This window comes from Aminobacter sp. LjRoot7 (genome assembly GCF_964252895.1).
Taxonomy (GTDB): domain Bacteria; phylum Pseudomonadota; class Alphaproteobacteria; order Rhizobiales; family Rhizobiaceae; genus Aminobacter; species Aminobacter aminovorans_B.
Window position 1 is genome coordinate 441,221 of sequence record NZ_CAXUPX020000002.1, and the last position, 13,097, is coordinate 454,317.

A 13,097-nucleotide genomic window follows, 5' to 3' on the forward strand; every position below is an offset into this window, starting at 1 on the left:
GGGAGGCGTCATGCGCCTTCCGCCATGATCTCGCGGCCAATCAGCCAGCGTCTGATCTCGCTGGTGCCGGCGCCGATCTCGTAGAGTTTGGCGTCGCGCAGCAGTCGGCCCGTGGGATAGTCGTTGATGTAGCCATTGCCGCCGAGCAGCTGGATGGCGTCGAGCGCCATCAACGTCGCCTTCTCGGCCGCAAACAGCACGCAGCCGGCGGCGTCCTTGCGAGTCGTCTGGCCGCGGTCGCAGGCAGCGGCCACGGCATAGACGTAGGCGCGCGCGGCGTTCATCGTCGAATACATGTCGGCGAGCTTGCCCTGCACCAGCTGGAATTCGCCGATCGGCTGGCCGAACTGCTTGCGGTCGTGCACGTAAGGCACGGCGACGTCCATGCATGCCGCCATGATGCCGATCGGTCCGCCAGCCAGCACCACACGCTCGTAGTCGAGGCCGGACATCAGCACTTCGACGCCGCGGCCTTCCTCGTGCAGCACGTTTTCGACCGGCACCTCGACGTTCTCGAACACCAGCTCGCCGGTGTTGGAGCCGCGCATGCCGAGCTTGTCGAGCTTCTGCGCCACCGAAAAGCCCTTCATCGTCTTCTCGATGATGAAGGCGGTGATGCCGCGCGATTTGCGATCCGGATCAGTCTTGGCATAGACAACCAGCGTGTCGGCGTCGGGCCCGTTGGTGATCCACATCTTGGAGCCGTTGAGCACATAGACGTCGTTGCGCTTCTCGGCCCTCAGGCGGAGCGACACGACGTCGGAGCCGGAGCCGCTTTCCGACATGGCGAGTGCGCCGACATTTTCGCCCGAGCACAGCTTGGGCAGGTATTTTGCCTTCTGCTCCGGCGTGCCCCAGCGCTTGATCTGGTTGACGCACAGGTTCGAATGCGCGCCATAAGACAGGCCGACCGAGGCCGAGGCGCGGGATATCTCCTCCACCGCCACGACATGGGCGACATAACCCATTTCCGAGCCGCCATACTCGCCCTCGGCTGTGATGCCAAGCAGGCCGAGCGCGCCCAGTTCCTGCCAGAGATGGGCGGGAAATTCATTGCTGCGGTCGATGTCGGCGGCGATCGGGGCGATGCGGTCCTGGGCGAAGCGCCGGACCATCTCGCGCAGGCTGTCTATGTCTTCACCGAGCCCGAAGTTCAGCGTCTTGTCGTACATGGCGGTCCTCCGCGTTGGTCTTGGCACCGGTCAGGCGCATCGTCATGGCAAGGTAGGTCGCGGTCACTTCGTCGACCGACAGTCTCTCATCGGGACGAAACCAGACGATGACGCCCGTGATCATCTGGATGATCGCCATCGCGGTCAGGCCGGTGTCGTCGACCTCCAGCAGGCCCGCATCCGCGCCGTCGCGCAGGATGGTCCTGAGCTCCTTTTCGTAAGCCGTGCGGAGCTTGAGGATGCTGGTCAGATTATCGCGCGAAAGGCTGCGCAACTCCATGTTGGAGACATGGGTGGCGTGCCGGCGCTCGACATGGAAACGGATGTGGTTGGCGACAAAACTGGTCAGCCGCGCCAGCGGATCGTCATTGTCGGCGCGCGCTGCCTCCCAGGCGCCAAGCAGCGCTTCCATGTGCTCGCGCATCAGTGTGTGGAGCAGGTCTTCCTTGGTCGGGAAATAGCGGTACAGCGCAGCAGCCTGCACGCCGACTTCGGCCGCCAGCTGGCGCATAGTCACCGCCTCGAAGCCGTGGCGCGCGATCAGTTGCACCGCCGCCTCGCGGATCGCCGCTTCCGTCCTGCCGCCGTCCGAACCCGCAGTTCGCGCCATCCAGCCATTCCTCCCGAATGACCAAATTAATAAAACGAACGTTTAATTAATTCAAGGGGTGCGAATTGCGACCTGTGGATGACGGCCGATCGGCGTCAGTCGCTGCGGAAGGCGCGGCTGGCCTGGTCGGTCAGCGGCTTGAACAGATAGGAAAGCACCGTGCGGTCGGTGGTCTTGAGGAACACCTCGGCCGGCATGCCCGGCTTGAGCTCCGGCGAGCCAGCCTGTTCGAGGCTCTTGGCGGACAGGGTTATGCGCACCCCGTAGTAGGAGAGCCCGGCCTTCTGGTCCTCGATCATGTCGGGTGAAACCCGGTCGACCGTGCCTTCCACTTCCGGCGTGGTCTGCTGGTTGAAGGCGGAAAGCCTCAGCGTCGCCGGTTGGCCGATGCGCACCTGATCGATGTCCTGTGGTGCGACGCGCGCCTCGACCACCAGCGCATCCGCCGTCGGCACGATCTGCATTATCGCTTCGCCCGGCGTGACCACGCCGCCGACGGTATGGATCGCCAGCTGGTGGACACGGCCGGCCTGCGGCGCGCGGATGTCGATTTGCTTCAGCGACTGCTCGGCGGCGACCTGCCGTTCCCTTAGCTCGCCGGCCTTGGCGTCGATCTCGCGCAGTTCGCCCGCCACCTGGCTGCGCATGTCCTGGTCGATCTGGATGATGGCGAGCTCGGTCTCGCTGATGCGGCCGCGCGTCTGCGCCGCCGATGCGGTGAGTTGGCCGTCCTCGCCGTCGAGCTGTGCCTGCGCCCGCTGGCGGTCGGCCAACCGAGAGATCGGCACCAGCTTCTTTTTCCAGAGCTCTTCCATGCCCGCGAGCTCGACCTTGATCAGGGCGATCTCCTGCTTCTTGCTGTTCTGCTGGGCTTCGATGCCCGAAATTTCCTGGCGGAACTGGGCAATACGCTCGCGCAATTGCGACACCTGCCCATCGCGCGCCTGCCGCCGGAGCGCAAAGAGCTTGTTTTCGCCCTCGATCAGTTGCGCAATCTCGGGAGTGGAGGCGCGGGCCGTGAGTTCGGCCGGATAGGCGATCGCGTCGACACCGTCGCGCTCGGCCATCAGCCGCGCGCGCCGCGCCACCAGCTCGTCCAGGCCATTGTCGACGATGGCGAGATTGGCCTTGGCGACGGTGTCGTCGAGCCGCACCAGCACCTCGCCAGCCGAAACCATGCTGCCATTGTGCACGTTGAGCGCACCGACAACGCCGCCCTGCGGGTGCTGGACCGCCTTGACGTTCGAATCGACAACCAGGTGACCGGCAGCGACCACTGCACCCGATAGGCTGCTCGTCGCAGCCCAAAGTCCGAGGCCGCCGACCAGCGCCAGCGCGGCGATGCCGCCCAGCCGCATGTTGCGCCTGATGTCGTTGCGCAGCCGCTGCTGTTGCGGGGTAGCGCCGGCAACCGGCATGGCGCCCTTGTCGAGCAAGGCGAGCATCTGCGTCTTCGCCGATGCGGCAAGATTTCGGGCTGCCTTCAGCCGGTCTGCCGAAAAATGGTTCGTCACCAGTGTCATGGTCAGCCCGCCGTTCCCACCGCATGCAGCGGCACCGGCACCGGTTGCAGCGCCTGCCGTGCAATGTCGCTCTTCAGGCCGAACGCCTGCTGCTTGCCGCCGCCGAGCACCAGCAGGTGATCGAGTGCTGCGAGCGCGCTCGGCCGGTGCGCCACAACGATGACGATGCCACCGCGCGCCTTGATGCGCTCGATGGCCTGCGTCAACGCCTGGTCGCCCGATGCGTCGAGGTTGGAATTGGGTTCGTCGAGAACGACCAGGAACGGGTCGCGATACAGTGCACGCGCCAATGCCACGCGCTGGCGCTGGCCGGCGGAGAGGGCAGCACCGCTCTCACCGATCTCGGTCTGGTAGCCCTCGGGCAGGCGCAGGATCATGTCGTGCACGCCCGCCGCCTTCGCCGCTGAGATAATCGTTTCGGAGGCTGCCTTGTCTTCAAAGCGCGAGATGTTCTGGCCGACCGTTCCGGCAAACAGCTCTACGTCCTGCGGAAGGTAGCCGACATGGCGGCCGAGCGCTTGCGCCGGCCACTGCTCGAGCGCGGCACCATCGAGCCGCACCTTGCCGCGCATCAGCGGCCAGACGCCGACCAGTGCCCGCGCCAGCGACGATTTTCCCGAGCCGCTCGGGCCGATGACGCCCATGCCGGATCCTGCCCGGAGCGAGAATTCGACATCCTGCAGCACAAATCGCCGGTTGCCCGGCGCCACCACGCTGATGCCCTCCACGGCGAGCTCGTCGGCCGGAGCCGGCAGCTCCATGCCGCCTTCGGACGCCGGCATTGCCGCGAACAATGCGTCGAGCCTGTTCCAGCTCTGGCGCGCATTGAGAAAGCCTTTCCAGTGCGCGATGGCGAGTTCGATCGGCGCCAGCGCGCGCGACGTCAGGATCGAGCTGGCGATGATGATACCGGGCGTCGCTTGCTGGTAGATGACGAGATAGGCGCCAAGCGCCAGCACCATCGACTGCAGCATCATGCGCAGGATGCGCGATACCGCACCGAAGCCGCTGGTCAGGTCGCTGGCGCGTTCCTGCGCCTCGCGGAAATCGCCATTCGCCTGGGCCCAGCGCTGCGCCAGCCGGTCACCCATGCCCATCGCGGCCAGCACCTCGGCATTGCGAGCGCCTGCCTGCGCAATCGCGCTGCGCCGCGTGCTGAAGCCCGACATCGCCTTGGTCGGCCCGCGCACCAGGCGGTCTGTCAACACGGTCAGCGCGACAAGAAGCACCGCGCCGGCGAGTGCCGCGACGCCGATCCAGGGATGAAAGAGAAAACAGATGCCGACATAGAGCGGCATCCATGGCAGGTCGAACAAGGCGGCCGGTCCGGCGCCTGATAGAAAGCCGCTGACCTGGTCGAGGTCGCGCATTGCCTGCAGGCCTTCGCCGCGGTCGCGCGTGCGCAAGGGCAGCCTGACGATGCAGTTGAACACGCGGCCGCTGATGATTTCGTCGATGCCCGCGCCGATGCGCGTCAGCACGCGTGCCCTGACAGCTTCGAGCACGCCCTGGAATGCGTAGAGCACCGCCACCAATATGATCAGCGCCACGAGCGTCGGCACACTGCGGCTCGGCAGTACCCGGTCATAGACCTGCAGCATGAACAGCGAGCCGGACAGCATCAGGATGTTGATCAGGCCGCTGAAGCCGGCAACGGCAACGAAAGCGCCCCGGAACGAGCCCAGCGCATCGCGCAGCTCCGAGCGGTTGGTACGGCCTGGGTCATTCGCAAGCGGATAAGTCAGGACTTTTCCCCAATGTCAGCCTCTCGGCTGCGTTGCGGCGGACCTCGTCAAACGAGGCCCGCCTCTTGGATCGCAAGTAGGATCAGGCGGCGAGGTCGCCGTTCTGGTGGCCCGAATGGGCGGCCATCTGCGCCAGGATCTTGGCGACCGCTGCCTGGGCAGCATCGCCCGCATCGGCAACGGCGTGGCCATCCGCCGGAAGGTGGGCCTGCAAGACCGCGATCACATGGTCAACCGCCTGCTGCACGTGGCCGCCATCGACGATGTCGTTGACATGGTCAGCGTTGACATGTGCCACCACCTTCGAGCTGAAGTTGAAGTGGTCGCCATCAAGCGCCACCGTCTTCTTCGTCGACGTGTCGGCCGAGTCGGCGACTTCACGTGCGCCACGCGTGCCCTGGTCCTGGCCGAAGTGGTCCATCTTCTTGAAGAAGTCGGCGAGCCAGTTGTTCGCAGGGTTTCCGCCCGTATTGTCGCCGCCGGTCGTGGCGCCGCCAGTATCGGTGTTGTCGGCAACGTCGACTGCCTTGGTCGGCGTTGTCGGCGCGGCTGCACCGGCATCGTCGGCCGAAGCGGTGGCTGCCAGCGTGCCCGACTTCATCACCGGATCGATCAGGTCTTTCTTGACGTTCTTGGTGCCGATCGTGACCGTCTGCGTCGAGGTCGCGATGTTGGTGCCGGTGAAGGTCACGGTATAGGTGCCGGGCTTCAGCACCAGGTCGTAGCCGCCCGCCGCCGAGGTCGTGGTCTTGAAGGTCTGGCCGAGGGCGTTCTTGGCCGTCACCGTGATTGCGCCAAGCCCTTCGCCCGGATCGTAGAAACGGTCACCGTCCTTGTCGTCGAAGGTGACGCCGGTCAGGAACAGGTCGGTACCCGTCTTGCCGAAGTCTTCGGTCACGAAGGCGGAGGAACGCCCCTTGTAGTCGCCGACCTCGAAGCCGAGGCCGACCTCGCGGAAGTTCGGGTTGAGGATGTTCGCCCGGTGTCCGGAAGAATTCATCAGGTTGGTGTGGAGCAGCTTCACTTCGTCGACATAGCCGGTCGGCGCGCGCGTGGTCGCCCAGGCGATGTTCTCGCCGGTCGCCCAGGAGCCGCTGAGCGTGTAGCCGGCCGCCTTCATGCGTGTCGTCGGCGACGAGCCGCCGGATCCCGTGTGTGAAAAGACATCCGCCGCGAGCATCCACTTGTCGTGGTTTTCGGCGGCTTCGCTTAGGTCGTTGTCGAATGCCAGAGGCTGGGCGCCGACTTTGGCGCGCTCCGCGTTGATGAGCTCGAGCAGATACTGCTCGTTGGCGCTGTGCTGAGGCATAGGGTCTCCCCGGTTTGGTTCTTGATTGCTGTTGAACCCCCTGTGTCCCCGTCCGCCCAGGTCCGGCCTAGGCACGAACTGTGTTGATGATGCGGCGTCGAAATGAATAAATTAGGATATGCGCATATATCTTCGCGCAAACCTATGTCGCGCGAAGTTCGTGGCTATCCCTAGTTGAAAGTGTCGGCCGTCGTCACGCGCCGCGGGCAGCAGCGATTGCCCGAGGCAGTTCTTCGGCGAAGATGTCGAGCTCGTGGTCGAGACCGACGCTGACGCGAATGCAGCGGTCGAGCACCGGCGCCATCGGCTTGCGGATGAACACGTCGCGGGCAAGCATGTTGCGCATAACCGCCAGGGCAAAGGCAGCATCACCGCCGCAGTCGATGGTGACGAAATTGGTCGCCGAGGGCAGGGGCTTCAACCCGTTGTCACTTGCAATCCTGGCGATCCGCTTGCGCCCGGCATCAACCTTGGCGACGACCTCAGCGAGATAAGCCTGGTCGGCGAGGGCTTCCTCGCCCGCTATCTGCGCCATCCGGCTGACGCCGTAGTGATTGCGCACCTTCTCGAAGCTCGTGATCACCTCGGCGTCGCCAAAGGCATAGCCGCAGCGGATGCCGGCGAGCCCATAGGCCTTGGAGAAGGTGCGCATACGCACGACATTGGGTCGCGAAATGTCGACCGGCGGCAGCGCCGAAGCCGGTGCCGTCTCGCCATAGGCCTCATCAAGGACCAGCATCGTCGTTTCGGGCAACGCTTCGACAAAGCGAAGGATCTCGGTTGCCTCCCACCAGCTGCCCATCGGATTGTCCGGGTTGGACAGATAGACAACGGGCGCATTCTCCCGTTTCACTGCGTCGAGCAGGCCCTGCAAATCCTCCTTGTCGTTGCGGAACGGCACCGGCACCAGTCTGGCGCCGACGCTGGCGACGTGGAAATTGAAGGTCGGATAGGCGCCGAGCGAGGTCACGACTGGCGTGCCTTCGCTGGCGTACATGCGCACGACGAGGTTCAGCAGCCCGTCGATGCCTTCGCCGACGACAACATTCTCGATGCCGACACCGAGATGGCGCGCAAGGGCGACCTTGAGTTCATAGTTGTCGGGGTCGCAATATTTCCACATCTCGCCCGCCGCCTCCTGCATGCGCGCGATCACGCGTGGCGAGGGGCCGAAACCGCTCTCATTGGCACCGATGCGGGCCCGAAACGGCGCGCCGCGGTCACGCTCCTGCGCCTCCGGCCCAACAAACGGCACGGTAACAGGCAGGGCATTGATGACGGGGGTGAGGGCAGGGCGGTTGGTCATGTCAGCATACTCGATGGCGTCGTCCGCCCCGTACCGGGCGCGGAACTCTCTCGGATTTTGCCTATACGACAAAACCGGCCGCGCATGCATGCGGTTTGTCGCAGCCTTGGCGCGATCGGGACCAACAATCTTTCAAAGCGGCCGAGACGAATCGTCGGCGAACGACAACGCAGCCTGAGTGAGGCCGGTGTTCGCCCGACAAATTGCCTGCTTGCCCTCAGTGCCGTTCCAGCACCACCACACAACGATCAAGATCGTTGGTCGCGAGATGTGCATAGCGCATCGTCATCGACAGCGTCTGGTGGCCGAGCCACATCTGCACGCGGCGGATGTCGATGCCGCCCTGCACGAGGCGCGAGGCGCAGGTGTGGCGCAGGATGTGCGGCACCACCTGGTCGTCGGCACCCAATCCAACTTCTGCCTTGGCTTCGTTCCAGATGGCGCGGAACTGCGGCTGCGTCAGCATGGCGAACGGTCCTTTTGGACGCGGCCCACGGTCTGCCGGCCATTTGGTCGTTTCTCTCGCGCGTGCGGTCAGGGGAATGGTGCGGCTGCGCCCGGATTTAGTGATCCAGAAGCTGACGCGGGTGTCCTGGATGTCGTTCCAGATCAGCCCGATCGCCTCGCCGAGGCGGCATCCGGTGTCGACAAGGAAAACGGAAAGCCGGTAGGCGTCTTCGCTCTTGGCCCTGATGGCAGCAAACAGCCGATCCTCTTCCTCGAGCTCGAGAAAGCGGATTCGTCCCGCCCGCTCTTTCTGGCGGCGGAACTCGGGCAGGCTGTGGATATCTCCCATCTTGTAGGCCTTGCGCAGCAGTTTGCTCAAAGCGGCCATCTTTCGATTGATGGTCGCGTTGCTGTTACCGCGTTGGCGCAAGGAGCCTATCAGGCCGTCGAGTGTCTCCTGGGAAAATGCGCTGAAGCGCTCGCCAAGCAGGACCTCGTCGATCTCACCAATAAAGGAGCTGACGTTGTACTTGTGCTTGCCGTCATCCCATAAGATGTCTTTGTAAGAATAAAAAAGGTCTATGACCCTGAATGACTTTACTTCTTTAATAGTATTGAAACTGTAAGTTACCTTGCAATCAGTCATCAGGGCGGCTGAGTGGTGGCCGCTCATAATTTGGTCCTTAGGAGTTGCTTTCTTCATAACCACCTCAGCAATCCCCGGCGCGGACGATACAGCCATGGTTTGCGGAGGCAAGGGATAACGTAAACAAATGAGCAAGCTCACGCCGTGATGCAGACGGCAATATCGTCCTGGGCTCGAACTCGCTTCGTCTTACAGCGTCGTGCTCTCCTTTTGTGGTTAGGGTCCCGGCGTTCTGCCGGTAGAAAAAAACGGCCCGAGTCTCCTAGGAAACCCGGGCCGCCTTATGCTTTACGCCGTCAGCCGATTAGAATTCGGCGTTGAGGCGGAGGAAGCCCGTGAACGCGCCGTCTTCGCCAGCATCCTCAAAGGTGTCGCCGTCGACGTAGTTGAGGGCGAGCTTGGCGTTGAGGTTCTCGACGATCGTGTAGTCGATAACCGCGCCGACCGTCCAATCATTGAAGCCCGAGTCAACCGTCGTGAGGGTCACGAAGTCGCCTTCGTGAGCGTCAGCGAAGTACTGACCACCAGCGCCGATCGCCAGCTTCTCGTTGACCTGGTACTTCAGGTAACCGCCGACCGACCATTCGTAGCCAGCGTAGAAGTCAGACAGGCCGAACCAGGTAGCACCCGACTCGTAAGCTGCGAGCAGCTCGAGCGTCAGAGCGTCGGTTGCCTTGATCTTGGCGATACCCTTGAGGGCGAACTCCGAGAAGCGATCGTCATAACCTGCGAACAGGTCGACCGAACCCCAACCCTGAGCGATCGAGACCTTACCGGTCACGAGCGGCACGTAGTCGAAGTTGTTGTCTTCTTCTTCCAGGCCGACCGACACAGCGATGCCGTTGCCGGCGTCGAAGGTGTAGCGGATCTGCTGGATGAAGTCGCCACCGCCCTTGTCGAACTCGCCCGACAGATCGCCGTCGAACAGCGTGTCGTTGCGACCGACCATCAGGCCGCCGAGTTCGAAGTAAGCATAACGAACGGCGAAGGTGCTGTCGTCGTTGCCATCAAACGACGTGCCAATGACAGCGCCTGCGTCGTCCAAGATCGGAGAGTGGGTCGCGCCGTTGTTTGCGCCCTGGAATTCGATGTAGCGCTTGAACGTGCCGTATTCGGTCTCCGAACGAGCATCGACCTTCAGGCGGAACAGGGCGGTTTTGCGCCAGCCGTCATCGGTCTCGCTGTTCCAGTCGATCTGGTAACGAACAAGGCCGCCGATCTTGAGGCAGGTCTCGGTGCCGGGGATGTAGTAGAAGCCCGCGCCGTAAACGTCGCAGATGCGGACGTATTCCATGGGTTCCGGCTCAGCGACGACGACAGCGTCGGCCGCACGAGCGCCGGAGACTGCGAGCAGAGCCGCAGCGGAGCCGAGAAGAAGGCTCTTAATGTTCATTTTCTGACCTCCAGTCAGAATCGCGGCTGGAGATCGAAAAAAGAAATCAGAAAGCCGCGAAAATCAGCTCCCCTCGCGCGCAGCGATCCTGCAAGCAATTGAAATAGCTGGTAATTCTGAGATCTGGGAGGGAAGGTAGCCTGAGGCTGGCGGAGAGGATGGGATTCGAACCCACGAGAAGCTTTTGACCTCTACTCCCTTAGCAGGGGAGCGCCTTCGACCACTCGGCCACCTCTCCGTTGCGCCGCTGGATAAAGAAAAGGCGCGGCACAATCAATAAGCCATTCTACATATCGGTGGGAAAAAGCATCGCCTGGCGAGTTCGATGCACGAATCGTCCGCTCAGCTGGGCTCCGGTGGAATCGGCTCAGCCGCGATTCTGCGGAAAGAGAACTCAACTGCATGTGGTGCCAAGCGCAAAACCTGCGCTGGAATGGCCCCATTTCTTAATGACTTCTTTATGGGGGGTATCAAATCGTGTCATTTGTGCAACATGGCCCGGCGATAGAGCGTTACGGGAGGCTTGCGGGCCGTGTTGGCTGTTGAACCGCAGCGGCTCATGGGTAATGTCGGGGTCGAAGAGGGAGCGCGGTGCGCATCTTTTTCAAACGGGGATGGGGCAGGGAACGCTGTCCTTCAGCAAAAAATACCCAGACCCTCTTTTGAAACTTTTGACTGGAGGTCAGAAAATGAACATTAAGAGCCTTCTTCTCGGCTCCGCTGCGGCTCTGCTCGCAGTCTCCGGCGCTCGTGCGGCCGACGCTGTCGTCGTCGCTGAGCCGGAACCCATGGAATACGTCCGCATCTGCGACGTTTACGGCGCGGGCTTCTACTACATCCCCGGCACCGAGACCTGCCTCAAGATCGGCGGCCTCGTTCGTTACCAGATCAACTGGAACAGCAGCGAGGACTTTGCTGATCTCGACGATTCGGGTTGGCGCAAGACGGCTCTTGCTCGTCTGAAGTTCGATGCCCGTTCGGAGACCGAATACGGCACCTTCAAGCGTTACATCGAAATCGAAGGCCGCATTGACTCGGGCTCGAGCAGTGCCTTCACGCTCCGTCACGCCTACTTCGAACTCGGCGGCCTGCTCGTTGGCTTTACCGATACGCTGTATGACGGTGACCTCTCGGGCGAATTTGACTCGGGTGGTGGCGCTCGTATTCACCAGATCCGCTACACCTTTGATGCTGGCAACGGCATCGCAGTTAGCGCCGGTCTGGAAGAAGCAGACAGCAACGAGGATTACGTTCCGAACGTGACCGGTAAGGTCTCGATCGCACAGGGTTGGGGTGGCGTTGATCTGTTCGCAGCCTACGACGCTACTGCGGAAGAGTTCGCACTGAAGGCGATTGCCAACTTCAAGGCAACCGAAGCCCTGACGCTGTCCGTTCTGGCGACCTACGAGTCGGGCGAAAGCTTCTACAGCGTGAACACTCCGCTCAGCGAAAGCTATGATGGCTTCACGTGGTCGCTTGGCGGTTACGCGAAGTATCAGGTCAACGAGAAGCTCGCAATTGGTGCGGGTGCTCAGTACTTCGCGGACGAAGCCAACGGCTTTGATCACGACGCATGGGCCGCTGGCGCTGTCGTCGACTATAAGGTCGTTGAAAACCTCGATGCCAAGCTGGCTGTCAACTACGAAGACGGCGACCATGGCTCCGCATGGGGTGGCTTCCTGCGTCTCGACGCTTCGTTCTAATCGGCTCACAAGCTGATTTAAGGAAAACCCGGCGGGCAACCGCCGGGTTTTTTCGTTTGAGGAAACGAAAACTGCAGAGCTTCAGAGTGTCGGGTGACGTGGCGCATTCCGGCGTGTCGAGCGACTCGTCCGCAATTTGCCGGACGTGCTTTGTAGCCTGTCTGCTGTCAGTGGTGGCTGCCACGTCAGCCGGCCGTGGTCGGCCCAGCCGCCGATCAGTCTTTCGGAGGAAAAGCCGTTGCGTCTGCTTTATCCAGGAAGATAGCGATTGTCGCCGGCAGGCTTCCCGTCTCCAGCAGCGGCGCGTGGCCTTGTCCTTCAACAGTGATCGCCGCGAAGCGTGGGTGGCGTCGGCGTATTTCCTCGACAGTTTCCGCCGACAGCAGCCGCGAGTTGGCGCCGCGGATGGCGAGCACCAGCACCGACGCAAGAGCTTCGAACTGCGGCCAGAGATCAGGCAGCGGCTGGCTCAGGTCCATCGCCAGCACGGTGTTGAGCAAGGCCGGGTCGTAGTCGGCGACAGGCATGCCGGCCTCGTCGCGATAGATGGCGTGGACGAAGCGGTGCCAGTCGGCGTCCGACAACGCCGGAAACGCCTCGCCATGAACGGTCTTTTGAATCCGCACTGCCTCTGTGAAATCAGCCGGGCGAGGGGCGTTCTCAAGGTATGTGCGTATGTGGGCAAGGCCTGCCGCCTCGATTACCGGGGCGATGTCGTTGAGGACCACGGCTTTGATCAGGGCAGGGCGCATCATGGCCAGCACGTGGATAATCAGGCCGCCGCGCGAGGTGCCGATGAAGGCGGCTTCGGTGACGCCGAGGGCGTCGAGGCCGGCGATGACGTCGGCAGTTTCCATGCCGACATTGTAGTTCTGCCAGTTCAGGTCATAGGCTGACTGCCCCCGCCCGCGGTAGTCGAAGCATATGATTCGGCGAGGCTTTTTGGGGTTGTTGGCGAGGTGCAGGGCCAGCTCGTGGAAGTCCCTGGCGTTGCGGGTCAGGCCCGGCAAGCAGACGACCGGGCGATTGCTGGTATGAACGGTTTCGTCGAGGGCCGGCTCGGTGCCGTAGATTCGCGCGTGCAGCCTTAGCCCGTCCTGCGAGGTGTAGAAGAAGTCCGCAAAGCCTTGCGCGTCGGTCATCAGGGTGCCTCTCCCGCTCCCGACACGACCTCGCGTCGGTCCGACCTAGCTAGCGAAGCCATAGGGCGAGGTCAAACCGCCGCCGATCTGCCCGAGCGACA

The 13,097-nt window shown here is 62.7% G+C and carries 10 protein-coding genes and 1 tRNA gene; 1 reads left to right on the forward strand and 10 read right to left on the reverse strand.

Annotated features, from left to right (window positions below):
- Positions 1-8 precede the first annotated feature (8 nt).
- The 9 genes from ACSQ3E_RS07800 to ACSQ3E_RS07840 form a co-directional block, all read right to left on the reverse strand.
- Positions 9-1,172, reverse strand: a complete 1,164-nt coding sequence (locus ACSQ3E_RS07800) for an isovaleryl-CoA dehydrogenase (RefSeq protein WP_436122243.1) — start codon at positions 1,170-1,172, stop codon at positions 9-11.
- Positions 1,138-1,782, reverse strand: coding sequence for a TetR/AcrR family transcriptional regulator (locus tag ACSQ3E_RS07805; protein ID WP_310323397.1), 645 nt, complete (start codon positions 1,780-1,782; stop codon positions 1,138-1,140). The genes ACSQ3E_RS07800 and ACSQ3E_RS07805 overlap by 35 nt, the downstream gene beginning before the upstream one ends.
- A gap of 95 nt (positions 1,783-1,877) precedes the next feature.
- A complete protein-coding gene (locus tag ACSQ3E_RS07810; protein WP_310323399.1) occupies positions 1,878-3,305 on the reverse strand; it encodes an HlyD family type I secretion periplasmic adaptor subunit in 1,428 nt (475 codons plus the stop codon).
- 2 nt (positions 3,306-3,307) lie between these two features.
- Complete coding sequence (locus ACSQ3E_RS07815; protein ID WP_436122492.1) at positions 3,308-5,050, reverse strand: type I secretion system permease/ATPase; 1,743 nt, start codon at positions 5,048-5,050, stop codon at positions 3,308-3,310.
- An 82-nt stretch (positions 5,051-5,132) separates the two neighbouring features.
- Entirely contained in the window at positions 5,133-6,359 is a 1,227-nt protein-coding gene (locus ACSQ3E_RS07820; RefSeq protein WP_436122244.1) for a CAP domain-containing protein, read from the reverse strand.
- Between the two features lie 193 nt (positions 6,360-6,552).
- Entirely contained in the window at positions 6,553-7,665 is a 1,113-nt protein-coding gene (locus tag ACSQ3E_RS07825) for a pyridoxal phosphate-dependent aminotransferase (RefSeq protein ID WP_436122245.1), read from the reverse strand.
- A gap of 217 nt (positions 7,666-7,882) precedes the next feature.
- The gene (locus ACSQ3E_RS07830; RefSeq protein ID WP_436122493.1) at positions 7,883-8,758 is read right to left on the reverse strand and encodes a tyrosine-type recombinase/integrase; all 876 of its coding nucleotides are present in this window, start codon (positions 8,756-8,758) and stop codon (positions 7,883-7,885) included.
- Between the two features lie 304 nt (positions 8,759-9,062).
- Complete coding sequence (locus ACSQ3E_RS07835; protein WP_436122246.1) at positions 9,063-10,151, reverse strand: porin; 1,089 nt, start codon at positions 10,149-10,151, stop codon at positions 9,063-9,065.
- Positions 10,152-10,298: 147 nt separating this feature from the next.
- Positions 10,299-10,389: transfer RNA gene (locus ACSQ3E_RS07840), tRNA-Ser, on the reverse strand.
- Between the two features lie 451 nt (positions 10,390-10,840).
- Between ACSQ3E_RS07840 and ACSQ3E_RS07845 the strand changes: the two genes are divergently transcribed.
- Positions 10,841-11,854 carry a porin gene (locus ACSQ3E_RS07845; protein WP_436122247.1) on the forward strand — a complete coding sequence of 338 codons (1,014 nt, stop codon included), beginning with the start codon at positions 10,841-10,843 and terminating at the stop codon, positions 11,852-11,854.
- Positions 11,855-12,069: 215 nt separating this feature from the next.
- Here ACSQ3E_RS07845 and ACSQ3E_RS07850 read toward each other — a convergent pair whose 3' ends face one another.
- Positions 12,070-12,996, reverse strand: a complete 927-nt coding sequence (locus tag ACSQ3E_RS07850) for an alpha/beta fold hydrolase (protein ID WP_436122248.1) — start codon at positions 12,994-12,996, stop codon at positions 12,070-12,072.
- Positions 12,997-13,097: the final 101 nt, after the last annotated feature.

Excerpts from the sequence above, each read along its gene's own strand:
- ACSQ3E_RS07805 (WP_310323397.1), bottom strand. The coding sequence starts at position 1,782 with ATGGCGCGAACTGCGGGTTCGGACGGCGGCAGGACGGAAGCGGCGATC.
- ACSQ3E_RS07800 (WP_436122243.1), bottom strand. The coding sequence starts at position 1,172 with ATGTACGACAAGACGCTGAACTTCGGGCTCGGTGAAGACATAGACAGC.
- ACSQ3E_RS07835 (WP_436122246.1), bottom strand. The coding sequence starts at position 10,151 with ATGAACATTAAGAGCCTTCTTCTCGGCTCCGCTGCGGCTCTGCTCGCA.
- ACSQ3E_RS07845 (WP_436122247.1), top strand. The coding sequence starts at position 10,841 with ATGAACATTAAGAGCCTTCTTCTCGGCTCCGCTGCGGCTCTGCTCGCA.
- ACSQ3E_RS07810 (WP_310323399.1), bottom strand. The coding sequence starts at position 3,305 with ATGACACTGGTGACGAACCATTTTTCGGCAGACCGGCTGAAGGCAGCC.
- ACSQ3E_RS07830 (WP_436122493.1), bottom strand. The coding sequence starts at position 8,758 with ATGACTGATTGCAAGGTAACTTACAGTTTCAATACTATTAAAGAAGTA.
- ACSQ3E_RS07825 (WP_436122245.1), bottom strand. The coding sequence starts at position 7,665 with ATGACCAACCGCCCTGCCCTCACCCCCGTCATCAATGCCCTGCCTGTT.
- ACSQ3E_RS07820 (WP_436122244.1), bottom strand. The coding sequence starts at position 6,359 with ATGCCTCAGCACAGCGCCAACGAGCAGTATCTGCTCGAGCTCATCAAC.
- ACSQ3E_RS07850 (WP_436122248.1), bottom strand. The coding sequence starts at position 12,996 with ATGACCGACGCGCAAGGCTTTGCGGACTTCTTCTACACCTCGCAGGAC.